The organism is Arthrobacter sp. 01T414 (genome assembly GCF_056398965.1).
The window spans coordinates 819,406-844,228 of record NZ_JBFTQK010000001.1; the positions used below are offsets into that span (position 1 = coordinate 819,406).

Below are 24,823 nucleotides of genomic sequence, written 5' to 3' on the forward strand. Positions count from 1 at the left end.
GGGTTTTTCCTTAGCGTTGTTCTGCTGTGGTTTGTGGGTGGGTTTTGGGGTGTGCGGCTTGGTAGTCCTGGTCGCTGACGGGTTCGAGCCACGTTGCGGTGTGCCCGTCGTCGTTTTCGACCAGGGCCAGGTGGCACATCAGGGAGTCCGGAGTTGCGCCGTGCCAGTGTTCTTCTCCGGGAAGGGTGTGGACGGTGTCTCCGGCCCGCATGACGATGACTTTCCCGTCCCGGGTGGCCACCAATCCCGTTCCGTCGGTGCAGTGCAGTGTTTGGCCCAGCGGGTGGGAGTGCCAGTGGGTCCGGGCCCCGGGGGCGAACCGGACCATCGCGAACCCGAGCCGGGAGGGGCTTTCAGCTGAGTGCAGTGGATTCAGGTAGACGTCGCCGGTGAACTTCTCGGCCGGTCCCTTGGTCGTGGGTCCCGGAACTGCGAGGCGCATGCCTGCTCCTTTCATTGTGGTCGGGTCTGGTTAGGTGGTTGCGTGCCGCCGTCGCTGCAATGCCAGGGACGCCGCGACGAGGACGATGAGGACCACAGCCGTGGCGCCGAGGCTGGCGCGTAGCCCGGTGATGAACTCGCCGCTGGCGAGCCCCGCGCCGAAGATGGCCACGCCGAGGGATCCGCCGACTTGCCGGGCGGTGTTGACCACTCCGCTGGCGGTCCCGGCCCGTTCCGCGGGGACGTTGTCCATTACCTGGGCGACGATGGACGGGACGGTGAAAGAGCCGCCCACGCCGACGGGGACCATGAGCGCTGCGACGAGCAGGACCGGCGCATCCGCGGGCAGCAAGCACAGGCCGGCGAGGCCGATAACCATGATGAGCTGTCCTGCGGCAATCATGGCCACATGCCCGTACCGGGCCATGAGACGGGCCACCAAAGGGTTCAGGATGGCCACGAGGGCGGTCATTGGCAGGAACAGCAACCCGGTCTCCAGGGCAGAGGCGCCCCGTTCCTGCTGGAAGTAGAGGCTTTGAACGAACACGATGCCGTAGAACGCCCCCATTGTGACGACGGCAATGATCAGGGCGGTGGACACGGCACGGGAGCGGAACAGGTCCAGCGGAATCATCGGATGCCGTCCCCTGGCCTGGGCGGTGACGAAGGCAACGACGGATACCACCCCGAAGGCGAACATGAGCAAGATGGCGGGGCTTCCGTAACCGGCTTCGGCACCCTCGATGATGCCGTAGGTCAGGGCTGCGAGTCCGGCGACGGCGCTGATCTGTCCGGCCCAGTCAAACGGGGCAAGCCGTCGGGGTGACGGTGCGACGCGGGAAAGCACCAACAGAGCCACAGCCCCGACGGGTAGGTTGACGAAGAAGATCAGCCGCCAGTCGAGCTGTGTGAGAAGCACGCCCAGTACCGGACCTGCGGCGGCGGCCACCGAACCGCCCAGCCCCCAGTAAACGATGGCGCGGCCGCGGGCGGCGGCGTCATGATAGGCCTCCCGGATCAGCGCCAGGGAAGCCGGGGTGATCATCGCCGCTCCGACGCCCTGCAGAATACGGGCACCGACCAGTACCGGGAGCGAGGGACTCAGCGCACAGGCAGCGGAAGCAACAACGAAGACGATCATGCCAAGTCCATAGGCACGGCGCGCACCGGCCCTATCGGAGAACGTTCCCGCGAACAGCTGGAGGGCAGAGAACATCAGGGTGTAGCCGGTCACCACCCACTGCAGGCCGGACAGGCCCCCGCCGAGATCGTTGCGGATCGCAGGCAGAGCGACGTTGACGATCTGGGCATCCAAGGCGACAACGAAGAAGCCCAGCATGGCAACGGCCAGGGAAGCCCTGGGTCGGGCAGCCACGGTTGGGCGGCTGACGACAGACACGGACATGATGTCCTTTCAAAGCGGGATAACGGTCTTCTTCAAGAAAACCAGCCCCTTCATTCGCGCGGGAGTGTCTGTTGTGCGGTGTACTGGCAGTTCCTGTCAGACCAGCCCGGCCCGCCGTAGCCTAGAAGCCATGGACAACACTCACGACGTCCGCGAGTTCCTCATGAGCCGCCGGTCCCGCATCACTCCGACCCAGGCAGGGTTGCCCGCCTACGGCGGTACCAGAAGAGTGGCAGGGCTCAAACGTGAGGAAGTGGCCATGCTCACCGGCGTCAGCACCGAGTACTACGCAAGGCTCGAGCGCGGCAACCTCCGGGGAGTGTCGGATTCCGTTCTTGACTCCCTCGCCCGGGCCCTGCAGCTCGACGAGGCAGAACGAGCCCACCTGTTTGACCTGGCCAAGGCCGCGGCACCTGCCCCGGCGTCCGGGCCACGGCGGGCACGGGCTGACGTGCGCCCCAGTATCGAAAGAGTTTTGGCCGGAATGACCGGGATTCCGGCCTACGTCCGGAACGCCCGTACTGACGTGGTCGCTGCCAACAGCCTGTGCTTCGCCCTCTACACCGGCATCCTTAGCCCCGAGACGCTTCCGGTGAACCTCGCACGCTTCATGTTCCTGGACCCGCGGTCCAAGGACTTCTTCGTCGACTGGGACACACTCGCCGATGACTTTGCAGCCGCCATGCGTGCCGAATCCGGCAGAAACCCTCGCGACCGTGCGCTCAACGGCCTTATCGGTGACTTGGCCGCGGGCAGCACCGAGTTCTCCACACGGTGGGCGCGCCATAATGTCCGCTTTCACCGCACCGCACGCAAGACCATGCGCAATCCGCTCGTCGGGGAGATCGAACTCACCGGCGACGCGCTCGAACTCCCCGGGGAAGGGCTGACACTGATCGCCTACTCCGCCGAACCGGGCAGCCACGCCCAAGGCCAACTGGATTTCCTCGCCAGCTGGACCGCCAGCGACAACAGCACCTCTGTAGAGACACCAGTCAGCCCGCCTTCAGAGGAAAGAAGGTTGCCCTGAACGCGAAAGCCCCGACAACTGTGCTGCTCGGCACCGTAGCTAGCCCGAAGTAGCAAAAACTGCAGCAGTTCGCTCGCTTCTGCAGTTCCTCCGACCGGGGCTGGCCGCAGTCGCGTGATAGATCGCGAACCTTGCAGTTGCGCTCGACCAATCCAGAACGGCCCTGGGCCGGCTGTTGATCTCCTCAGTGGCGAACAGGACATCTGCCGGTTCAACTGCGCTCAGGTCATCTCCCTTCCGGAAGTACTGACGGAGCAAGCCATTGGCGTTTTCGTTTGAGGCACGCTGCCAAGGGCTGGCCGGATCACAAAAGTACACGAGCGTGCCCAAAGCAGCAGTAACCTCGGCATGCTTGGCCATCTCGGAGCCCCGGTCCCACGTCAAAGTTCTCCGCAACGTGACTGGCATGACCCCGAGCGCCTCAATGAGCTGGTCACGCATGTTATCGGACCTGTTTCCCGGCCGAAGCGCAAAGGCAACGAGAAGCCGGGAAGAACGTTCAACCAGCGTCACTATCGCTGACCTGTTCCCTTTCCCCATGATCAGATCACCCTCCCAATGGCCAGCCTCTTCCCTGGTAGCGATGTGGGCTGGGCGATCGCCGATCTTCAGAGCATCGGCCATGTACCGGCGCGGCTTCACCTTGGTCCTGGACCGGGACCGTCTGCTGAACCTACCCGAACGCAGTAGCCGGGCAGACCCGGTGGGAACGGGGCGGATACTCAATTGATACAGCGCCCGGTAGATCGTTTCGTGAGCCAAATGCCGGCACTTCTCGCCCGGGAACCGTTGCTTCAAGGCCCGACAGACCTGCTGAGGGCTCCAACGCTTCGACAGGCACTCCACAACGTAGTGGCGCAGTTCTTCATCGCTGGCCAGCTTGGCCAACTTCGGCCTCGGCCTGCGCTTCTGTGCCATTTTCTGGGCACGGAACGGGTGATAGCGACGCGAATCGGGGCGATTGCGGGACAGCTCCCGGCTGATGGTAGACGGTGACCGCCCCAGATCACGGGCGATGGAGCGAATACTTGCCCGGACCAGCAGTCGGTCCGCGATGAAAATGCGTTCGTCTTCGGACAGATAGCGGCTGGACACCGCCGCCGGAACGGCCTTACGGGGCCGCGGGTCCAAGCCCTGCTGTATGAGGCCTTCAACCCCGCTGCGTCCATGCAACCAGCGATGGCCCGTGTTCACATTGATACCAAGAATCCTGCATGCTGCGGAATTGGAGTGCCCGTCTTTCATGGGCTGAACGTACAAGGGCTTCTTCTCGACCAAGCCTTCGGGGCCCATCTTCCGCTTTCGGCGCGTCGAACTACGCATAAAAAACAACACCTCTTTCAGTAGGTGTTGCGACGTTGGTGAGAAACCGCCCGGTGCTTATTGGGGGGAAGCGGCGTACGCCGTCACGTTCAGATCGATTTGCCGGTGGCCATAGGCCGCCGGCCTTGTTGTTTCGCGGGGCTATCGCCTCGTGCCTGGGGCTTGGACTCCTGGCCGCAACGTCCGGACCCGGGCTGGCTGTAGTACCGGCGCCCATGGCCATTCCGGGGGCCTCGTCAGGGGAAGGGACCACCATCGGCGAGCTGGGTTCACGGCCGGGCGCGACGCGGCTACCACTGCCGATCTCCGATCAGGTCTCCGGCTCGGTCGACGTCGGCACCGGGCCGTCGCCGTCGGTACGGCGAATATGCTGGATGGAAACGCCACGTCACTTTCAGACATTGGGACGGGCTGCGCCGCTGGAATCGGCTACAACACCGGCGCCGCACTGGGTGGAGCCCTCTACCACTCGGCTATGAGTTAACGCATCGATCGATACATCAGGAGCGAGAATGCACAGACCTTGGCTGGCTACCGCGGCTTCCCTAATTATCACGATTCCCCTAGTTGCGGTGATTGCATTCGGAGTGCCCGACCGGCCTTCGTGGCTCGTCGGAGCGCTGAGTGCGGTCATCGGAGCACCGATGCTGCTGATATGGACCAGATACCATCAGCAGCGTCCGCCAGCTGACTAGAACTGGCACGAGTCACCGGCAGGGAAAGTGACCTTCTCGAAGGATCCAGCTTGGAATGAGCGAACGACCGCCAGGGAACTATAGGAGACCTCGGACCGGTTTGCGGTCCGGGGTCTTCTCTTGAAGGCAGAGATGCACCAAGACGGGATGGGGACATTGGACGACATGATGAAGAGGGTGGCTGCCCGCCGCAAAGCTGTGCTGTTTACGTATACGGTCCGGGGAGAGGCCGGCCGACGTCGTTGTAGTCACGGACCGGCACCTCCTTCGGTGGCTGGCAGACCGCCCGAACATTCTCACGCCCACGCAGGTGTCGGCGCTTACCGCTGCAGCCCTCCGCCCCGGAACCTGGCACAGAAGTCCGCCTGCCGTGGTTAAGCCGGCGGTCTTGCTGCACGAGTTCACCAAGTTGCGATCGCTTGTGGACAGCGCGCGACGTCGCCGCGCGGGCTGGCTCCTAGCGCTTCTTCTCGGGGCCCCGCTTGTCCTGGCCATCCTTTCGGCCTACCTCTGAGCGCGTAAGAGATATTCACTTGGCACGGGCGTTAGAGCCGAACCCGGCGTGCGACGTTTCGCCATGCAAATGTTCGTCGGGGGCTGGCATGCGGAAGAGGAACTCCACAGCGGAACATCGCCGAGAGTTCCGCTTCAAACTCCGGTCCAGGCGCTGGGGTGCCCGCCGTACGGTGATCTAGGATCTACCCATGACGACGCTTCAGGAGGCGGTAGTTCTGGTGGTCGGCGCTACCGGCGGACTCGGTTCGCGCATCGCCGCCCAGCTGGAGAGTAACGGCGCCATCGTTGCCCGGTCGTCAAGGTCTGCCGGGCACGATCTCCGCACTCCCTCCGTGGTCCGGGAGGTGCTGGAAGGCGTGAATGCACAGTATGGACGACTCGATGGGCTGGTGGTTGCCTCCGGCGTCGTCGCCTTCGGTGCTGCAGCAGACCTGGAACCCGCCACCGTGGACGAGCTCTTCGCCGTGAACACGACCAGTGCGGTCCAGCTTATTGTGCAGAGCCAGCCCTACCTAGCGGCATCGGCCCGTGAAGGCCGGGAGCCCTTCATAGTCACGCTGAGCGGCGTCGTGGCTGAAACACCCGTCGCCGGTCTGGCCGCATACTCGGCGTCGAAAGCCGGGCTAGCGGCGTTCGTTGCCGCGGCGGCGCGAGAATATCGGCGCGCTGGCATCCGAATCATGGATGCCCGGCCGGGCCACACGGGTACCGCCCTGTCCGAGCATCCGATTGCCGGGGCGGCGCCGCGATTCGGCGCCGCGCTGGAGCCAGACCTGGTTGCGGCGAGGATTGTCACTGCGATCCTCGATGGCGAGAAAGACCTGCCCAGCACCGCCTTTTAGGCTCCCCGAGCTGTAGCCACCTGACCGGTCACCTGGCCGGGGCCGGCGTCAGGCTTCGGGAAGGGTGCAGATGTGGCCGTCGGGGTCCATCGGGTAACCGCAAAGCGGGCACGTCGGACGCCCAGCGCCGACGATCTCACGGGTGCGCTTGGCGAATGCGCGGGCAGTGCCGACCGGCATCCGCACCAGAAGCATTTCGGAGTCATTGGCGTCCTCGTCAAGCGACTCGTCGTCGTCATCAGCGTCGACTTCGGTGATGGGGTAGGCCTCAATGACAACTTGGGCAGTGGTTGGGTCCCACCCTAGGCTCATGGCGCCGGTACGAAACTGCTCGTAAACGGCGTCGAGCTGTTCATTATCGACAAGTTCAATAGGCGTACTCGAGGGAACGCTGAAGGGGTTGCCCTCGACGGTGCTTAGCTGATCGAGAATCTCATCGATCTTGTCGGCGAGCAGGGCCGACTGCTGCTTCTCCAGGGCAATACTCACGATCTGAGTCCCAGCGCGCACTTGCAGGTAGAAGGTACGCGCCCCCGGAACGCCAATGGTGCCAACGACGACCCGATCAGGCCAGTCAAACTCGTGAACGCGGGAAGGCATGTCAGTATTTTAGGCACAAGACGCCACGGCGCCCCGCCCTGCTCCGCCGCCCACGGGCCATGGGGACTGCAGCGTCCAGCAACTTCCCGGTTGCGCTGAGCGGCCATAGACGGCGCGGACTGAGCCCTGCGGCGCAGCACGCTGCCCTGTCGCGGCACCCGCCAACGGCGTAGGCTTCCGCTGTGCCGGCTCTGTCCGTGGGATCAGTCCGCCCGGCCGGCATCCGCCTTTGGAGGAGTCTGCCATGACTGTTCTGGTTCAAAACCTGGTGCCCGGCCTGACCCGGGAACAATACGAAGGCATCGCCGCGGCCCTCAGGGACAAACTCGCGGCCACCCCCGGGTTCAAGGCGCACTACGCCTATGAAAGTGACGACGGAATGACCGTGGTGGAAATTTGGGAGGCTGCGGCGCAGCACGATTCCTGGTTCGACAACAACGTAAGGCCAAACCTGCCGGTGGAAATCACCCCGATGAAGCACGAGCTGGTTAACGCGGTGATGGCCTAGGGAACCTGCCAGGCCAACTAACGCGCCGGGCCAACTAACGTCCGGCGGCTTCGGTGCCCTGGCGCTCTGCCACGAAGGGTCCGAGCAGCGTCCGAAGGTGGGCGTGCACCTGCGCCGGGGTTTGACCGGATTCGAGCATGCGGGTGCCGGCGTGGACGACGGCGTTGATCATCTCGGCGACTGACTCGGCGTCGGCAACCCCGAGCTCGGTGAGCGTCGCAATCAGCGGTTCCTGCAGCTGGCGGTGCATCCGGGTGGCCTGCTCGTCGAGTTCGGCGCCGGGAGCCAGTGCGGCCAGCGCTGCTCCAACGGCGTGCGCTCCTTCGGCGACCAAGTCAACGTTGGCCGTTGCGTAGGCCAAGATCCGGTCCGCCTCGGTGGGGGCGTCCGCCATCGCGCCGGTGACGCGCTCGGTCCAGCGCGGGAAAATGTCACGGACCAGGGCCTGGAGCAGGTCCTGCCGGGAATCGAAGTACTGGTAAACGCTGGGTCTTGAAAGCCCTGCCCGCAACGCCACCTCGGCCATGGTCGGCGCTTCCGACGTTTCCTGCAGCAGTTCGTGGGCAGCATCCAGCAGTGCGCGCTCCTGTGCGGCGCGGTGTTCCGCGACGGTGGCGGCACTTATTCTGGGCATTTCGGGATCCTTTGACGCTTTTTTTGACCAATGCTTCAAGAATACGGCCCGACGACGGCGGCTTGCTGAGCAGGCCGCCGTCGTCGGGTCCGTGCCCTGGATGCTAGCGGACCGGGGCAGGAGCCCCCAGCCGGCCATCGACCATCTCAGCGACGCGGTCGCAGTAGCCGAGGACGTCATGGTCGTGGGTGACCATGATGGTCGCGACGCCGTGCTCGTGGCTTTGCCGGGCCAGCAATTCCACGACTTCGCGGCTGCGGGCCCGGTCCAGCGAGGCGGTCGGTTCATCCACGAGGAGGAGTTTCGCCCCCGTGACGAGTGCCCGTGCGATGCCAATGCGCTGCCGTTCGCCGCCGGAGAGCTGGCCGGGGCGGTTGGCGGCACGGTGGGCCATGCCAACGGATTCCAGCAGGACCGCCGGGTCGAAATTCTTCGGTCCGCCCGCGAGCCGGTTGACCAGGCGGAGCTGATCCGCCGCAGTCAACGCCGGGATGAGGTTGCCGGACTGGAAAACGAAGCCAATGTTCGCCAGCCGGAACGCGGCGCGTTTGCCCCGGCTCAATTGGGAGAGATCCTGCCCGTTGATGCTGACCGTTCCGGAATCCGGGGAGGCCAGGGCGCCGGCGACGGCGAGCAGGGAGGATTTGCCGGAACCGGACGGGCCGACGATGGCTAGAAATTCCCCCGGGCCAACGTCGAGGCTGACATCGTCCAAAGCTTTCACCTTGGTGTCGCCGTCGCCGAGTTCCATCACAGCATGGCGGATGGACAGGCCGGTGGATCCGGATGCGTCGGCCGGGCTTGTGCCGGCCGCCGTGAACGTGGGGTTGGTCATCGCTGTCCTCCAAGGGCGTTGAGCGGGTCGATGCGGGAAATGCGCACCACGGCCACGGCGGCGCCGATCAGACCCAGGCCAATGGTGAGGGCTGTGGCGACGGCGATCGGTGCGGCCTCCAGCGCGAACGGCATAGCGTCCGGCATGGCGGCACCGAGCCCCAGGCCGGCGGCCACACCCAGCGCGGTGAAGCCCACCAAAAGGATGGCGGCCTGGGCCAGTCCATCGCGCAGCAGGTAGCCGGTTGAGGCCCCGATGGCCCGCAGTACTGAGATTTCGTGCTTGCGCTGGATCGTCCAGACAGTGAAGAACGCGCCGACCACGAGGGCGCAGATCGCGTAGAGGAACACTTGGATCATGCTCAGGGTCATGGTCTCGGCCTCATAGCCGGGAGATGCGTTGAAAGCGGTGGAGAGAGATTTGCTGGACGTTCCGGCGGCGGTGTCGGCGGCGGCCAGGTCCAGCTTGGCGCCGGGCTTCGCCTGGATTGCGACGACGCTGGCGGTATCAAAGTTGAGCGCGGACAACTGCGCCGGGCTGGGGACGCCGGGGGAGGCCTGGCCGGAGGCGATCAGTTGCCAGGTTTTCAACGGCAGGTAGGCGACGTCGACGTGCCCGAATGTGGACTGGCCTTCGGTGAAGCCAACGACCTTCAGTTTGGTGCCGATCCGGTCCAGCGTCACGACCGTACCGAGGTCGATGCCTTCAGCCTTCGCGGTCGACGACACAACAATGCCGTCAGCAGCCCCGAGTGCGGCGCCGGCTGAGCGGGACGGTTCCAGGAAGGATCCGGGCTCGACGCCGAAAAGCGTGAGGTCAATCTGCTTGCCGGAATCAGTGGTGGCGTTGGCCATGCCAACGCCCATCTTCTCCGCGGCGGCCACGCCGTCCACGCCGCGCCAGGCGCTGAGCTGGTGGTCATCGACCACTGAGCGGGAGAACGCGTTGTCGGTTTTGGTGCCTTGGTCGAACGCGAACGCGGTGACCGGCATCGATTTGAGGCCGGACACGCCGTCGTTGACGAGGCCCGAGGACAGGCCGGAAAGCATCACCATCAGTACGGCGATGAGGGCAATGACACCGCCCATCAGGCTGAATCGGCCACGCGCGAAGATCAGTTCGCGGAGTGCAAGGAACATTGGGGGTCCTAGGTTCAGAGGTGGATGGAAAGAGTTGCTGACATGATGTCGGCATCTTTCCGACAGCATGTCAGCAAAAAGGGGGAGTGGCAAATCCCGCCGCATTCTGTCGACGACCCGGCCCTGCCGGAGGTCTTGCGCCACCACGGTGCACCGGACCTAAGATCGGGCATGGAGACCCTTCGATTCAGCGTCGACGTCGACGCTCCCGCGCGGCATGTCTGGAACGTCATGCTCGGCCTGGACACCTACCGCGAATGGACCGGCGCCTTTCACGAGGGCTCGACCTACGAGGGCGGCTGGAACGAGGGCGATGAGATCCGTTTCCTCGGCCCGAACGACGACGGGACCCCGAGCGGGCTCTTCGGCACCATCGTCGAGAACCGTCCCCACGAATTCGTATCGGTCCGCTATCTCGGCGAGATCGAGAACGGCGTCGAAAACCCAGTAGGTCCGGCAGCCGGACTTCACGAAAGCTACTCGTTCAGCGAGACCGACGGCTCGACCACCCTCGTCGTCGAGCTCGAGGTGCCCGACGAGTGGGCGCACGATATGCAGAGCATGTGGTCGGAGGCGATCGTCAGGATCAACCACCTTGCGGAGCGGGCCTAGCTGGACCCATTCCTGCCCCGGGCAGGAGGGGCAGCTGTTCGGACCCGCCGTGGGACGGTAGCTTTCCTTATCAACATTGGAGAAACGCCGCGGGAAATGGAGGTCTGCGCGAAGTGGGCGGTTGGGTGGTTAGGATCGAGCCGACCGTCCCAACCAAGAGCGTTGCCCCGAGAGCGAGGATCCGTGAAGGCCGACCACTACGACAGCTTCGCCGAGAGCTACGCGGCGGAAAATGAATCCAGCCTGCTTAACGCCTACTACGAGCGGCCGGCCATGATCGGTCTCGCCGGCGACGTGACCGGCCGCCGGATCCTGGACGCAGGGTGCGGTTCCGGGCTCCTCTCCGCGGCGCTGAGTGCCAAAGGCGCCCTCATGACCGGCTTCGATTCCAGTCCGGCGATGCTCGAACTGGCAAGACGGCGGCTGGGCGCGGCCGCGGACCTTCACCTGGCCGACCTCAGCAAGCCGCTCCCTTTCGCCGACGACTCCTTCGACGACGTCGTCTCCTCCCTGGTCCTGCACTATCTGGAGGACTGGTCCGGTCCCCTCGCAGAACTGCGGCGCGTGCTGAAGCCGGGAGGCCGCCTGATCCTCTCGGTCAACCACCCAACGGTCAGCGTGGTCACCCAGCCCGCCGAGGACTACTTCGCCATCCGGCAGTACTCGGAGGATTACGAGTTCGACGGCGAGCCGGCCGTCCTGACCTTCTGGCACCGGCCGCTGCACTCAATGATTACTGCCTTCACGTCAGCGGGCTACCGCATAGCCTCCGTGAGCGAACCCGAGCCCGCTCCGGACACGCCGCGCGAACTCCTTCCGCCGCGCATCCTCAGCGGCGAGAAGTCAGCGTTCCTGTCCTTCATCTTCTTCGTCCTCGAGGCCGGGTGAGATGCCGGTGACCGGGCCGGTAATGGACGATTAACTCGAAAAGCTTCGATCCGCGTGGATCCGGGCTTTTTGCGGCATTCGGTCAATATCCCGGACTTCCAGATTCGTCAATGAATTTCGACAAAATTTACTTAACGCGGGCGCCAATTGTTGCAGCTCGATAACGAACCATACCTGCGAACAAATTTCATGCCGTTCTGCCCCGCTGCGGGTTTACGCTTCATGCCATGTGAGACGCGCCACACTGCCGCTGGGGGAGTGTGGACGTCTGTCCGGCGCCTCGGGCGCCGGTCTCATCCACACCACAGAAACAAGGAGGCGGAATGCGATTCGGTCGTATTTCCAAAGCAGTGGGGGTCGCGGCAGCAGCAGCACTCGCACTGAGCGCTTGCGCGGGAAACAGTGGCGGGTCAACCCCGTCGTCCGCGGCGGCTGCAGCCAAATCAGGCGGATCGGCAACAGTCGTAGAGGTGAACGCGTTCAACACGTTCAACCCCAACACCGCTGACGGCAATACTGATATCAACTCGAAAGTCAGCTACGCCACCCACTCCGGATTCTTCTACGTCGACAACAAGCTCAATGTTGTCCGCAACGAAAAGTTCGGCAAGATGGAAAAGGTCTCAGACAACCCGCTGACCGTGAAGTACACCATCAACGACGGCGTCAAGTGGTCTGACGGCACGCCCGTCACCGCCGCCGACCTGGTGCTTCAGTGGGCTGCCTTCTCCGGCTACTACAACGACGCCGACGCGGAAGGAAAGAAGGGAACTTCCTACTTCTCCTACGCCGGCGACCCGACCGGCCTGGCGCTGACCGACTTCCCGGAACTGGGCGACGACAACCGCTCCATGACGATCAAGTACTCCAAGCCCTTCGCTGACTGGGAGATCGCCCTCGGCGGCCCGGGCATCGACATCCCGGCCCACGTCCTCGCCAAGAAGGCCGGCCTGGCCGACGCCAAGGCGTTCGTGGACCTCCTGAAGGGTATGCCGCGCGGAGACGCCAAGAACCCGAAGCCTGCCAATAAGCAGCTCAAGGCCATGTCTGACATGTGGAACACCGGCTTCGACACCAAGACGCTGCCGGCCGATCCCAGCCTCTTCCTCTCCAACGGCCCCTACGTCGTCAAGGCGATGAACCAGGACCAGTCCCTGACCATGGTCAAGAACAAGGACTACAACTGGGGCCCGGAGCCCAAGCTGGACGAAATCACCGTCCGCTACATCGGTGAAGCTCCGGCCCAGGTCCAGGCGCTGAAGAACGGCGAAGCGGACATCATCGCGCCGCAGGCTTCCGCGGACACCGTGGAGCAGCTCAAGGCCCTCGAAAGCCAGGGCGTCACGGTTGAGGTGGGCAACCAGCTCTCCTACGACCACCTCGACCTGAACTACAGCGGCCCGTTCGCTGACAAGAACGTCCGCGAAGCCTTCATGAAGACGGTCCCGCGCAAGGACATCGTCGACAAGATCGTCAAGAAGCTGGACGACAAGGCCAAGCCGCTCGATTCCCAGCTCTTCGTCCCGGACCAGGCCAAGTACGCCGACTCCGTCAAGGACAACGGCTCCTCCGCATTCCAGGATGTTGACATCGAGGGTGCAAAGAAGCTGCTGAACGGTGCCACGCCGTCGGTCCGCATCATGTACAACAAGGACAACCCCAACCGCGTTGACGCCTTCTCCCTGATCCGCGAGTCCGCCGCCAAGGCAGGCTTCAAGATCGTCGACGGCGGCCTCGGCAAGTCTGACTGGGGCAAGGCCCTGGGTGACGGCAGCTACGATGCCACCATCTTCGGCTGGATCAACTCGGGCGTCGGTGTCTCCGGTGTTCCGCAGATCTTCAAGTCCGGCAACGGCTCGAACTTCAACAAGTTCAGCGATCCCGAAGCCGACAAGCTGATGGACGAGCTGATCATCACCACCGACAAGGCCAAGCAGGATGACCTCATCCAGCAGGTCGACAAGAAGATCTGGGCTTCCGGCTACGGGCTGCCCCTCTTCCAGGCCGTCGGTGTGGATGCTTACAGCGACCGCATCACCGGCGTGAAGTACATGCCGAACCAGACCGGTGTCTGGTGGAACTTCTGGGAGTGGGCACAGAAGTAGCCCGCAACCGCAAGTGACACTTGCTAGCTGAAGGCGTCGGGACCACGGCTTTACGGTCCCGACGCCTTTCTAGCGACCCTCCCCGGCGATGACTGGCGCGGCCGCGTCGCCCGGGGGTATCCGGCCTAACTCTGCGACCGGTCCGGGCGATCCCTGGGCCCGAATTCCGAGGTTCTATTCCCCATGGTGACCTACATTGTCCGGCGGCTCATGACCGCCGCCCTCATTCTTCTCGGCGCATCCTTCCTGGTGTACATCCTGACAGCGGCGTCAGGTGACCCCCTCGAGGAATACCGCGCCATCAGCGCAGCCAACAAGCAGCAACTGATGGACGCCCGCACCGAACTCCTGCAGCTGGACGTCCCCCCGCCGCTGCGCTATTTCAAATGGCTTGGCGGCGCCGCCCAGTGCCTCGTCCCGTTCGCCAACTCCTGCGACCTGGGCAAGAACATCGTGGGCCAGCCCGTGACGGATGCCCTGGGCCACGCGCTGATCCAGACCCTGACGCTGGTCACCGGCGCCACGGTGCTGGCCATCCTCATCGGCATCACCCTGGGCATCATCACCGCCCTGCGCCAGTACAGCGCGCTGGACTACGGCGTGACCTTCATGGCGTTCCTGTTCTTCTCCCTGCCGATCTTCTGGGTCGCCGTCCTGCTCAAGGAATTCGGCGCCATCGGCTTCAACAACTTCCTGCGTAACCCCGAGATCCCCATGCTCACAGCCATCGGGATCGGCCTCGCCTTCGGCCTGGTGGTTGCGGTCGCGGTCGGCGGCGAACTGAAGCGCCGCGTGCTTGCCGGCGGCATTGTCTTCCTCTTCGTAAGCGCCGTCCTGGTCTACTTCTCCGCCACCGAGTGGTTCAAGACCCCCGGGCTGGGACCGGTGATGATCGCGATCGCAGGCGTCGGCCTCGCCTTTGCCGTCACCCTGCTCACCGCCGGCCTGAAGAACCGCAAAGCCCTGCAGTCGGCACTGATCGCCGTCGGCGTCGGCGTCATCCTGTATTTCGTCGTCCAGCCGCTGCTGGACCAGGCGACTTTCCTCATGATCGTGCTGCTCGCCATCGCCACCGTCCTGGTGGGACTCGGCATCGGCTACCTGGTGGGCGGCTACGACCGTGGACAGTCGATGCGCGCGGCCGCCATCACCTCATTCCTGGTCGGGTTCCTGATCCTGCTGGACCGCTTCATGCAGGCGTGGCCCACGTACTTCAACAACAGCCGCGTCCGCGGACGCCCGATCGCCACCATCGGGGCGAGCACCCCGAACATCGAGGGCGACTTCTGGGTCCTTGGCCTGGACTCCTTCACGCACCTGATCCTGCCGACCCTCGCCCTAATCCTGATCTCCCTGGCCAGCTACACCCGGTTCACCCGGGCCTCCATGCTGGAGATCATGAACATGGACTACATCCGCACCGCCCGGGCCAAGGGCCTTTCGGAACGCACCGTTGTCATGCGCCACGCCTTCCGCAACGCGCTGATCCCGATCGCCACCATCGTGGCCTTCGACATCGGCGGCCTGATCGGCGGCGCCGTGATCACCGAGTCGGTCTTCTCCGTCCGAGGCATGGGCTTCCTCTTCCTGGACGGCATCCAGCACGTTGACCCGAACCCCGTCATGGGTGTCTTCCTGTGCGTAGCCATCACAGCCATGGTGTTCAACCTCATCGCGGACCTCGCCTACTCCGCACTTGATCCGCGCGTAAGGGTAAAAGCATGAGCCAGCCAAGCCAGCAAGACGAAATCATGGCCGAAGAGGCCGCACTGCAGCCCACGCCGGCAGCCGGCGTCGAACCCGTCCTCGAGGCGAAAGGCCTGAGCCAGGGCCAGATCGTCCGGAAGCGCTTCCTCGGACACTCCGGCGCCATCATCGGGCTGGTGGTTTTCGCGCTGATCTTCATCGTCGCCTTCACCTCCGTCGGCTACCTGGGCATCCCCGGCTGGTGGAAGTACAACCACGAGCAGGTCTCCCCGCTGGTCAACGACGGCGCACCGACCTCCTCGCTGTGGCCGCTGGCCTGGGGCGAACACCCGTTCGGCCAGGACCGGATCGGCCGGGACCTGTTCGCCATGACCATGCGCGGCGCCCAGCAGTCCATCACGGTCATGGTCGTCATCGGCCTCATCGCCGGCCTGATCGGCGTCGTCGTAGGCGCCGTCTCGGGCTACTTCCGCGGCTGGGCCGAGGCCATCCTGATGCGCCTGACCGATGTCATCATCATCGTCCCGGCCCTCCTGCTCGCCGCTGTCATGGCGCAGATGGCCGGCCGGCGCGACTCGGGCAGCTGGTTCTCCTCGTTCGCCAGCACCAACGGCGTCCTCGCCCTGGGCATCTTCCTGGGCCTGATCAGCTGGGTCAGCCTGGCCCGCCTGATGCGCGGCGAGTTCCTCTCGCTGCGGGAGCGCGAATTCGTGGACGCCGCCCGGATCTCGGGAGCGAGCAACGCCCGGATCATCTTCAAGCACATCCTGCCCAACGCAGTCGGCGTGCTGATCGTGAACGTCACGCTGACCATGTCCGCAGCGATCCTGACCGAGACGGCACTGAGCTTCCTCGGCGTCGGGGTGAAGGCCCCGGACACCTCGCTGGGCCTGCTCATCTCGCAGAACCAGCAGGCCTTCTCCACCCGGCCTTGGTTGTTCTGGTTCCCCGGCCTCTTCATCGTGCTGATCTGCCTGAGCATCAACTTCATCGGTGACGGGCTGCGCGATGCCTTTGATCCGCGGCAGAAGAAGTTCAACGCCAAGAAGGCACAGGATACGGCCTCCCGATCTCCGGAGGCCGCTCCGGTGACTGTCCTTGACGGCACCAAGGACCACTAAATGCGCTGCCACGACGCCGCCGGCCCGGCCCGGCAGCCGGACAAGGGACTACTGGGCGGCCACCGCCCAGTAGCTGGCCGCCAGCAGCAGCACGAAGCCGCCGATGGCCGCCCAGCGTGGCCGGACGGTCACGGCCGCCGCGTCGGCGTCGCCGGTCGTCTCGCCTGCTGCGAGGGAGCCGCTTTCCACCAGCTCCCGCCAGCGCGTGCGCACCAGGCGCGCGGCCTGGCCGGAGTCGGTGGACTTGAGGTCGCCGGGCCGTACCGACTGCCCGGGGCCGTAGCTGGTGTCCGGCAGTCCCTGCAGGTCCTCGGGACGGGCATTGCGCCCGCCCCAGATGCCGGGGGCCGGCGCGGCCCAGGCGGCGTAGCTCTTCTGTGCGGTCACGAGCGTCAGGGCGTAGCGGGTGTCCACGTGCACCAGGGCCGCCCACGGCACCAGCACCGTGCGGAAGGGGTTCTCCAGCGTGACCCCGCCGTCGTGCACCACGACGGCGGGCATCCAGAAGAACTGCCAGCCCAGCAGCGCGATCAGCAGCAGCGGCCCGGTGGTGGGAAGCGCGGCGGGTCCGGCCGAGGCGACAGTGACCACCAGGCCGATTACCGCCACGGTCCAGGCCAGCCAGGCGAACCATTTGTTCGTCCGGGCCTTGAAGATTTCAACGTTTCCGGCAGCGGGCACAGTGCTCATGCCCCCCATAATTCAGCATTCCGAGTTCCAGCACTAATCACCGGTGCGATGGCTGCTCGGGTGGAAGGAAAATCCCATCATGACTGACTTCATTACCCTGGATCCGGCACCGGCTCCCGCGCCCGGCAAGGGGGACACCGTCCTGGAGGTCCGCGACCTCAGCGTCGACTTCGGCGTGGATAAGAAATGGGTTCCCGCGGCGATCGGCCTCAATTACGAGGTGCGTGCCGGCGAGGTCCTGGCCATCGTGGGGGAGTCCGGCTCCGGCAAGAGCGCCAGCTCGATGGCCCTGCTCGGACTGCTGCCGAGCAACAGCCGGGTCAGCGGCAGCGTGAAACTCGGCGGCAAGGAACTGCTCGGGGGCAACGAGGCCAACATCCGCGCGGTCCGCGGCAAGGACGTCGCCGTCATCTTCCAGGAGCCCATGACGGCGCTGAACCCCGTCTACACCGTGGGCGCACAGATCGTGGAGACCATCCGGCTGCACAATGAGGTCTCGCCGGACCAGGCCCGGGAACGTGCACTGCGGATGCTCGACCTCGTGGAGCTCCCGGACCCGGAAAAGGCGTTCAAGTCTTACCCGCACCAGCTATCCGGGGGCCAGCGGCAGCGCGCCATGATCGCGCAGTCCCTCTCCTGCGACCCGAAGCTCCTGATCGCGGACGAGCCCACCACGGCCCTTGACGTCACGGTGCAGGCCGAAATTCTGGACCTCATGCGCAACCTGCGCAACAAGCTGGACAGCGCGATCGTGCTGATCACCCACGACATGGGCGTCGTGGCGGACCTCGCGGACCGGATCGCCGTCATGCGCCGCGGGCTGATTGTGGAGACGGGCACCGCCGCCGAGATCTTCCACAACCCCCAGCACGAGTACACCAAGGCGCTCCTCGCCGCCGTCCCGCACCTCGGACAGGGTGGCGCAGCGGGCGACGACGGCGTCGACGTGACGGCGGCTCTCGCCGCCGCGACGCACGCTGACCTGGAGGCGGTTCCGCGCTCGGAACTGCTCCGACGCGAGCGCGACAACGCCGCAGCGCTGGCCGCAGCCGAAGCGGCGAAGCCGCAGGGTGAGCCGGTGCTGGAACTCACCGACGTCGCCATCGAATACCCCAAGCAGGGGCGGGTGCCGGCCTTCCGCGCCGTCGAGGGCGCCAACCTTGCGATCTACCCGGGCCAGGTGGTGGGCCTCGTGGGCGAGTCCGGATCGGGCAAGACGACGATCGGGCGCGCGGCCGTGGGCCTGTTGCCGGTGGCCGCGGGCATCATGAAGGTCGTTGGGCAGGACATTTCGGCCGCCAAGAAGAACGGCCGCCAGCTGCACGAGATGCGCCGGCACGTCGGCATGGTGTTCCAGGACCCGTCGTCGTCGCTGAACCCGCGGCTGCCGATCGGCGAAAGCATCGGCGAGCCCATGTTCCTCGCCGGCGTCGCGAAGGGGGCCGAGCTGCAGACGCGGATCGAAGCGCTGCTGGACCAGGTGGAGCTGCCGCGTGACTACCGCAACCGCTATCCGCACGAGCTCTCCGGCGGGCAGAAGCAGCGCGTCGGCATCGCCCGGGCCCTGTCGCTGAAGCCGAAGCTGATGGTGGCGGACGAGCCCACCTCGGCCCTTGACGTGTCCGTCCAGGCCAAGGTCCTCGAACTGTTCCAGAACCTGCAGAGGGAACTTGGCTTCGCCTGCCTGTTCGTCACCCACGACCTGGCCGTGGTCGACGTCCTGGCGGACCGGATCTGCGTGATGCAGCGCGGCCGGATCGTCGAGCAGGGCACACGCGACCAGATCCTCCGGAACCCGCAGGAGCCCTACACCCAGCGGCTCCTGGCCGCTGTTCCGCTGCCGGATCCGGAGAAGCAGCGGGAGCGCAGGGAGCTGCGGGCGCAGCTGCTTTCGGGCGCGAGCTAGGGGGTTCTGCCGGTAATTTTCGGTTAACGATCCATAACCGGGCCGCCTCCCGGCGCGAATGATACCAGCCAGTAATGTGTGACTTGAAATACGTTGCGATTGACGCTAGCCGTCACGGAGTTGTCGAGTCACGGTTTGGCAACGGAGTTCCATCATTCGGACTTTTTGCGGTTAGGCTACTTCCATATGTAGGCCACGTCACAGGATATTTCTGTGCCTGGACCTGCCGGGAAGCACAAGTCTCTCCCGCACGAACTCCCACAACTCTTAGGAGGCGGAATGCGTTTTTCGCGCACTTCCAAAGCACTGGGCATGGTGGCTATCGCCGCTTTGGCCCTGACCGGCTGCGGCGGCGGTTCTAGCACCGCCGGCGGCAGCACCGGTGGCAACGCCAGCAAGGTCATCATCGCCGACGGCTCCGAGCCCCAGCGCCCGCTGATGCCGGCCGACACCAACGAAGTTGGCGGCGGCAAGGTTATCGACATGATCTTCGCCGGCCTGGTCAGCTACGACCCCAGCGGCAAGCCGGTGAACGAACTGGCCGAGTCCATCGAGGGCAAGGACGGCCAGCACTTCACCATCAAGATCAAGAAGGACCAGAAGTTCACCAACGGCGAAGCCATCACGGCCAAGACGTTCGTTGACTCCTGGAACTTCGGTGCAGCCGCAAAGAACGCCCAGCTCAGCGGCGCCTTCTTCGAAAGCATCAAGGGCTACGACGAAGCCAGCAAGGAAGGCTCCAAGGTCGAGACCATGTCCGGCCTGAAGGTCGTGGACGACCAGACCTTCACCGTCGAACTGAAGCAGCCGGAATCCGACTGGCCGCTGCGCCTCGGCTACACCGCCTTCGTCCCGGTTCCCTCCGGTGCGCTGAAGGACCCGAAGGGCTTCGGCGAGAAGCCGGTCGGCAACGGCCCGTACAAGCTGGCCGACGGCGGCTGGCAGCACAACGTGCAGATCCAGCTCGTTCCGAACCCGGACTACAACGGCCCCCGCAAGGCCAAGAACGCCGGCGTGACGTTCAAGATCTTCCAGAACGACGACGCCGCGTACCAGGACCTGCTGTCCAACAACCTGGACATCCTGCAGACCATCCCGACGAGCGCCCTGAAGAACTTCAAGACCGACCTCGGCGACCGCACCATCAACAAGCCGTACGCCGGCAACCAGACCATCGCGATTCCGGAATACCTGCCGGAGTGGAGCGGTGAGGCCGGCAAGCTTCGCCGTCAGGCCATCTCCATGGCCATCAACCGCGATGAAATCACCAAGGTCATCTTCAGCGGGGCACGCCAGCCCGCCAAGGACTTCACCGCTCCCGTCCTGGACGGCTACAGCGACTCGATCCCGGGTTCCGAGAACCTGAAGTTCGACGCCAACAAGGCCAAGGAAGCCTGGGCCAAGGCTGACGCCATCAAGAAGTGGGACTCCGACAAGACCTTCACCATCGCCTACAACGCCGACAAGGGCGGCCACAAGGCATGGGTCGAGGCTGTTGTGAACCAGCTGAAGAACACCCTCGGCATCAAGGTTGAAGGCAAGCCGTATGCCACCTTCAAGGAAGCCCGCAACGACGCCACCGCAGGCACCCTGACCGGCGCGATCCGCGCCGGCTGGCAGGCCGACTACCCGTCGCTGTACAACTTCCTCGGACCGATCTACAAGACCGGTGCAGGCTCCAACGACGCACGCTACGCCAACCCGGCATTCGACAAGGCCATCTCTGAAGGTCTTGCCGCTTCCTCCGTCAGCGAAGGCAACAAGGCCATGAACAAGGCCCAGGAAACCCTCCTGACCGATCTGCCGGCCATCCCGCTGTGGTACCAGGTTGCCCAGGGCGGCTGGAGCGAGAACGTCACCAACGTTGACTACGGCTGGGACGGCGTCCCGCTGTACTACAACATCACTGGCAAGTAACAACTGAACAACGGCGGGGGCTGCCTGGATTGGGGCCTCCGCCGTTGTTTTGCTTCCACCCAATTTCTAAGCACCCGCCTCAGCCGGGTGTACTTCGCAGCCGGGCCGCCGTGACCGCACCGGGGCCGCTGCACCCATAGTGAAAAGGTTCTTTGATGAACAACTCCGCCGCATCCTTGGACAGGGTGCCTGCTGACGGGGGTGTCCTTCGCTAATGGCGAGCTACATCCTTAAGCGTTTCCTGCAGCTGATCCCGGTCTTCCTGGGCGCCACGCTGCTTGTCTACTTCCTGGTCTTCAGCCTGCCTGGCGACCCCATCGTGGCCCTCTTCGGCGACAAGCCGGTCAACCAGGCCGTCGCGGCACAGCTCCGGGAGCAGTACCACCTGGACCAGCCGTTCTGGATCCAATACCTGCTCTACCTCAAGGGCATCTTCACCTTCGACCTGGGCCAGGACTTCTCCGGGCGCCCGATCGCCGCCGTGCTGGGCGAGGTCTTCCCGGTCACGGCCCGGCTGGCCGTCATGGCGCTGATCTTCGAGGCCGTCTTCGGCATCATCTTCGGCCTGATCGCGGGCCTCCGCAAGGGCAAGTTCTTCGACGCGACGGTCCTGATCGCATCCCTGATCGTGATCGGCATCCCGATCTTCGTGCTCGGCTTCCTGTTGCAGTTCACCATCGGCGTCCAGCTGGGCTGGGCCAAGCCGACCGTCAGCTCGGCTGCCACGGTCCAGGACCTGATCCTGCCGGCAATCGTCCTCGGCCTCGGCTCGTTCGCCTACGTCCTGCGCCTGACCCGGACATCCGTCATCGAAAACATGAACGCCGATTATGTGCGAACCGCCACCGCCAAGGGGCTGTCCCGTTTCCGCGTGGTCCGCGTGCACATTCTGCGCAACTCGCTGATCCCGGTGATCACCTTCCTCGGTGCCGACCTGGGCGCCCTGATGGGCGGGGCCATCGTGACCGAAGGCATCTTCAACGTGCCCGGTGTCGGCAACCGCCTCTACCGCGCCGTTACGCAGGGTGAGGGCCCCACGGTCGTCTCGATCGTCACGGTGCTCGTGCTGATCTACGTCGTGTCCAACCTGCTTGTAGACCTGCTGTACGCCTGGCTTGACCCAAGGATCCGCTATGACGCCTGAGAACATGACCCCAGACCTGCGCGCCACAACGCCAGCGAAGCGGCACGTCGAGCACTTCGTCGCCGACTTTGCCGAGACGCCGCTGCAGGCAACCGACAAGGTCAAAGAGGACCAGGCGCCGCTGAGCCTTTGGGGCGAAGCGTGGAAGAACCTGCGCAAACAGCCGCTCTTCCTGATCTCCGCCTTCCTGATCCTCGTCGTCGTCGCCGTGTCGCTCTTCCCCTCGCTCTTCTCCGGGATCGATCCGGCCTCCGAAGCGTGCCAGCTGGCCAATTCGGATGCCGGGCCGGCCGCCGGGCACCCGCTGGGCTACACCCAGCAGGGCTGCGACGTATACGCCCGAGTCATCTTCGGCACGCGCTCCTCGGTGACCGTGGGCCTCTTCACCACCCTGGGCGTCCTCCTTATCGGCGGCATCATGGGTGCCCTCGCCGGCTACTACGGCGGCTGGGTGGACTCCGTCCTGGCCCGCATCAACGACATCTTCTTCGCGCTGCCGCTGATCCTCGGCGCCATCGTGATGATGCAGTTGCCGGTGTTCCGCGCCAACCGCACAGCCTGGACGCTCGTGCTGATCCTGGTCACCTTCGGCTGGCCGCAGATTGCCCGCATCACCCGCGGCGCCGTGATCGAGGTGCGCAACGCGGACTTCGTTACCGCCGCACGCTCCCTGGGTGTCTCCAAGTTCGGTGCGCTGATGCGCCACGTCATGCCGAACTCGCTCGCGCCGATCATCGTCGTGGCCACGATTTCGCTGGGCACCTTCATTGTCGCGGAGTCCACCCTGTCGTTCCTCGGCATCGGACTGCCGCCGAGCGTCATGTCCTGGGGTAACGACATCCAGGCAGCGCAGGCTTCCCTGCGGTCCAACCCGATGCCGCTGCTCTGGCCGGCTATCGCGCTGTCCATCACCGTTCTGAGCTTCATCATGCTGGGCGACGCCCTGCGTGATGCTCTCGATCCCAAAGCGCGCAAGCGATGAAAGGGGACGCCATGAACGCCTCTGTCGAATTCCACGAGGCCGGCGCGGCTGCCGGGCGCCCGCTCCTTGAAATCAAGGATCTGGCGATCAGCTTCACCACCAGCAACGGCGAAGTGAATGCCGTCCGCAATGCCCACCTCACCGTGATGCCCGGCGAAACCGTCGCCATTGTCGGCGAGTCCGGCTCCGGCAAGTCGACGACGGCGCTGGCCGCCATCGGCCTGCTGCCCGGCAACGGCCGGGTGGCCGCAGGCAACGTCTTCTTCGACGGCGAGGACATTGCCCACGCCTCCGAGAAGCGGATGATCGAACTGCGCGGCAACAGCATCGGCATGGTGCCGCAGGACCCGATGTCCAACCTGAACCCGGTCTGGAAGATCGGCTACCAGGTCCGCGAGACCCTGAAGGCGAACGGGCTGCCCAGCGGCCCGGACGACGTCGCGAAGGTGCTTTCCGAGGCCGGGCTGCCGGACGCTTCCCGCCGTGCCAACCAGTACCCGCACGAGTTCTCCGGCGGCATGCGCCAGCGTGCCCTGATCGCCATCGGCCTGTCCTGCCAGCCGCGCCTGCTCATCGCCGATGAGCCGACGTCGGCCCTCGACGTGACCGTGCAGCGGCAGATCTTGGACCACCTGGACAAGATGACCACCGAACTCGGAACGGCCGTCCTGCTCATCACCCACGACCTGGGCCTCGCGGCCGAACGCGCCGACAAGGTTGTGGTCATGTACCGCGGCCAGGTCGTCGAGTCCGGTCCGTCACTGGAACTGCTGCAGAACCCGCAGCACCCGTACACCCAGCGGCTGGTTGCCTCGGCGCCGTCGCTGGCGTCACGGCGCATCCAGGCAGCCAAGGAACTGGGCGTCGAATCGGACGACTTGTTGGCGCCCGCTGAGGACGCCGTCGTGGCCTCGAGCATGCCCGACGAGGTGCTGCAGATTGAGAACCTGAGCAAGGTCTTCAAGCTGCGCTCCGGCTTCGGCCGCGCCACTGACTTCACCGCGGTGGACGACGTCTCGTTCAGCGTCAAGCGCGGAACCACGACGGCGATCGTGGGGGAGTCCGGCTCCGGCAAGTCCACCGTGGCGCAGATGGTCCTGAACCTGCTGCAGCCCACCTCGGGCAAGATCGTGTTCGACGGCGTCGACACCTCCACGCTGAACAGCAAGGAGATTTTCGCCTTCCGCCGCCGCGTGCAGCCGATCTTCCAGGACCCCTACGGTTCGCTCGATCCGATGTACAACATCTTCCGCACCATTGAGGAGCCGCTGCGGACCCACAAGATCGGGGACAAGGCCAGCCGCGAGAAGAAGGTCAGGGAACTGCTGGACCAGGTGGCGCTGCCGCAGTCCACCATGCAGCGGTACCCGAACGAACTCTCCGGCGGCCAGCGCCAGCGTGTGGCGATCGCCCGCGCCCTGGCACTGGACCCTGAGGTGATCATCTGCGACGAGGCTGTCTCGGCACTCGACGTACTGGTCCAGGCGCAGGTGCTGAACCTGCTCGCGGACCTGCAGTCCAGGCTGGGCCTGACCTACCTGTTCATCACCCACGACCTCGCGGTGGTCCGGCAGATCGCGGACCACGTGTGCGTGATGGAGAAGGGCAAGCTGGTCGAAACCGGTTCCACGGATGACGTGTTCGACGCGCCGAAGCAGGACTACACCAAGGCCCTGCTCAACGCGATTCCCGGTGCCAAGCTCATGCTCCCTCCCGAGGCGGCATCGGCCTAGCTGCCGCGGCCCGGAGGGTCGCAACGACAAGACGAGCCGGCGTCCACCTG

The 24,823-nt window shown here is 65.0% G+C and carries 21 protein-coding genes; 13 read left to right on the forward strand and 8 right to left on the reverse strand.

Annotated features, from left to right (window positions below):
• Window positions 1-10: 10 nt before the first annotated feature.
• Together AC1DK9_RS03875 and AC1DK9_RS03880 are read right to left on the reverse strand one after the other, a co-directional pair.
• On the reverse strand, window positions 11-442 hold the full coding sequence (locus AC1DK9_RS03875; RefSeq protein ID WP_476863002.1) for a (R)-mandelonitrile lyase: 432 nt from the start codon (window positions 440-442) through the stop codon (window positions 11-13).
• Window positions 443-472: 30 nt separating this feature from the next.
• Entirely contained in the window at window positions 473-1,846 is a 1,374-nt protein-coding gene (locus AC1DK9_RS03880; RefSeq protein ID WP_476915036.1) for an MFS transporter, read from the reverse strand.
• Between the two features lie 130 nt (window positions 1,847-1,976).
• Here AC1DK9_RS03880 and AC1DK9_RS03885 point away from each other — a divergent pair, with 130 nt between their 5' ends.
• The gene (locus AC1DK9_RS03885; protein ID WP_476915037.1) at window positions 1,977-2,876 is read left to right on the forward strand and encodes a helix-turn-helix transcriptional regulator; all 900 of its coding nucleotides are present in this window, start codon (window positions 1,977-1,979) and stop codon (window positions 2,874-2,876) included.
• A 39-nt stretch (window positions 2,877-2,915) separates the two neighbouring features.
• Here AC1DK9_RS03885 and AC1DK9_RS03890 read toward each other — a convergent pair whose 3' ends face one another.
• Window positions 2,916-4,121 (reverse strand): IS30 family transposase, encoded by a 1,206-nt coding sequence (locus AC1DK9_RS03890; protein WP_476915038.1) that lies wholly within the window; start codon window positions 4,119-4,121, stop codon window positions 2,916-2,918.
• Window positions 4,122-5,598: 1,477 nt separating this feature from the next.
• Between AC1DK9_RS03890 and AC1DK9_RS03895 the strand changes: the two genes are divergently transcribed.
• Window positions 5,599-6,252 carry an SDR family NAD(P)-dependent oxidoreductase gene (locus AC1DK9_RS03895; RefSeq protein ID WP_476915039.1) on the forward strand — a complete coding sequence of 218 codons (654 nt, stop codon included), beginning with the start codon at window positions 5,599-5,601 and terminating at the stop codon, window positions 6,250-6,252.
• Window positions 6,253-6,300: 48 nt separating this feature from the next.
• Here AC1DK9_RS03895 and AC1DK9_RS03900 read toward each other — a convergent pair whose 3' ends face one another.
• The gene (locus AC1DK9_RS03900; protein WP_476915040.1) at window positions 6,301-6,852 is read right to left on the reverse strand and encodes a DUF3090 domain-containing protein; all 552 of its coding nucleotides are present in this window, start codon (window positions 6,850-6,852) and stop codon (window positions 6,301-6,303) included.
• A 244-nt stretch (window positions 6,853-7,096) separates the two neighbouring features.
• Here AC1DK9_RS03900 and AC1DK9_RS03905 point away from each other — a divergent pair, with 244 nt between their 5' ends.
• On the forward strand, window positions 7,097-7,360 hold the full coding sequence (locus AC1DK9_RS03905) for an antibiotic biosynthesis monooxygenase family protein (protein WP_476915041.1): 264 nt from the start codon (window positions 7,097-7,099) through the stop codon (window positions 7,358-7,360).
• Between the two features lie 34 nt (window positions 7,361-7,394).
• On the opposite strand, the gene AC1DK9_RS03910 is transcribed toward AC1DK9_RS03905, so the two are convergent.
• The 3 genes from AC1DK9_RS03910 to AC1DK9_RS03920 form a co-directional block, all read right to left on the reverse strand.
• Entirely contained in the window at window positions 7,395-7,994 is a 600-nt protein-coding gene (locus AC1DK9_RS03910; protein ID WP_476863009.1) for a TetR/AcrR family transcriptional regulator, read from the reverse strand.
• A 103-nt stretch (window positions 7,995-8,097) separates the two neighbouring features.
• On the reverse strand, window positions 8,098-8,829 hold the full coding sequence (locus AC1DK9_RS03915) for an ABC transporter ATP-binding protein (RefSeq protein WP_476863010.1): 732 nt from the start codon (window positions 8,827-8,829) through the stop codon (window positions 8,098-8,100).
• A complete protein-coding gene (locus AC1DK9_RS03920; RefSeq protein ID WP_476915042.1) occupies window positions 8,826-9,968 on the reverse strand; it encodes an ABC transporter permease in 1,143 nt (380 codons plus the stop codon). The genes AC1DK9_RS03915 and AC1DK9_RS03920 overlap by 4 nt, the downstream gene beginning before the upstream one ends.
• A gap of 171 nt (window positions 9,969-10,139) precedes the next feature.
• On the opposite strand from AC1DK9_RS03920, the gene AC1DK9_RS03925 reads away from it, so the two are divergent.
• The 5 genes from AC1DK9_RS03925 (at window position 10,140) to AC1DK9_RS03945 (ending at window position 16,401) form a co-directional block, all read left to right on the forward strand.
• The gene (locus AC1DK9_RS03925) at window positions 10,140-10,580 is read left to right on the forward strand and encodes an SRPBCC family protein (RefSeq protein ID WP_476915043.1); all 441 of its coding nucleotides are present in this window, start codon (window positions 10,140-10,142) and stop codon (window positions 10,578-10,580) included.
• Window positions 10,581-10,763: 183 nt separating this feature from the next.
• Complete coding sequence (locus AC1DK9_RS03930) at window positions 10,764-11,468, forward strand: class I SAM-dependent methyltransferase (RefSeq protein ID WP_476915044.1); 705 nt, start codon at window positions 10,764-10,766, stop codon at window positions 11,466-11,468.
• Between the two features lie 323 nt (window positions 11,469-11,791).
• Window positions 11,792-13,573: an ABC transporter family substrate-binding protein gene (locus tag AC1DK9_RS03935; protein ID WP_476863015.1), complete on the forward strand. Its 1,782-nt coding sequence runs from the start codon at window positions 11,792-11,794 to the stop codon at window positions 13,571-13,573.
• A 183-nt stretch (window positions 13,574-13,756) separates the two neighbouring features.
• Complete coding sequence (locus tag AC1DK9_RS03940; protein ID WP_476915045.1) at window positions 13,757-15,298, forward strand: ABC transporter permease; 1,542 nt, start codon at window positions 13,757-13,759, stop codon at window positions 15,296-15,298.
• Window positions 15,295-16,401, forward strand: coding sequence for an ABC transporter permease (locus AC1DK9_RS03945; protein WP_476915046.1), 1,107 nt, complete (start codon window positions 15,295-15,297; stop codon window positions 16,399-16,401). The genes AC1DK9_RS03940 and AC1DK9_RS03945 overlap by 4 nt, the downstream gene beginning before the upstream one ends.
• Before the next feature lie 48 nt (window positions 16,402-16,449).
• Here AC1DK9_RS03945 and AC1DK9_RS03950 read toward each other — a convergent pair whose 3' ends face one another.
• Entirely contained in the window at window positions 16,450-17,091 is a 642-nt protein-coding gene (locus AC1DK9_RS03950) for a PH domain-containing protein (protein WP_476915047.1), read from the reverse strand.
• A 79-nt stretch (window positions 17,092-17,170) separates the two neighbouring features.
• Between AC1DK9_RS03950 and AC1DK9_RS03955 the strand changes: the two genes are divergently transcribed.
• From AC1DK9_RS03955 to AC1DK9_RS03975, 5 genes are all read left to right on the forward strand, one after another.
• Window positions 17,171-18,997, forward strand: a complete 1,827-nt coding sequence (locus AC1DK9_RS03955; RefSeq protein ID WP_476915048.1) for an ABC transporter ATP-binding protein — start codon at window positions 17,171-17,173, stop codon at window positions 18,995-18,997.
• Window positions 18,998-19,276: 279 nt separating this feature from the next.
• The gene (locus tag AC1DK9_RS03960; protein WP_476863020.1) at window positions 19,277-20,914 is read left to right on the forward strand and encodes a peptide ABC transporter substrate-binding protein; all 1,638 of its coding nucleotides are present in this window, start codon (window positions 19,277-19,279) and stop codon (window positions 20,912-20,914) included.
• 214 nt (window positions 20,915-21,128) lie between these two features.
• On the forward strand, window positions 21,129-22,058 hold the full coding sequence (locus tag AC1DK9_RS03965; protein ID WP_476863021.1) for an ABC transporter permease: 930 nt from the start codon (window positions 21,129-21,131) through the stop codon (window positions 22,056-22,058).
• On the forward strand, window positions 22,048-23,040 hold the full coding sequence (locus AC1DK9_RS03970) for an ABC transporter permease (protein ID WP_476863022.1): 993 nt from the start codon (window positions 22,048-22,050) through the stop codon (window positions 23,038-23,040). The genes AC1DK9_RS03965 and AC1DK9_RS03970 overlap by 11 nt, the downstream gene beginning before the upstream one ends.
• Window positions 23,041-23,051: 11 nt before the next feature.
• Entirely contained in the window at window positions 23,052-24,773 is a 1,722-nt protein-coding gene (locus AC1DK9_RS03975; protein ID WP_476915049.1) for an ABC transporter ATP-binding protein, read from the forward strand.
• Window positions 24,774-24,823 lie beyond the last annotated feature (50 nt).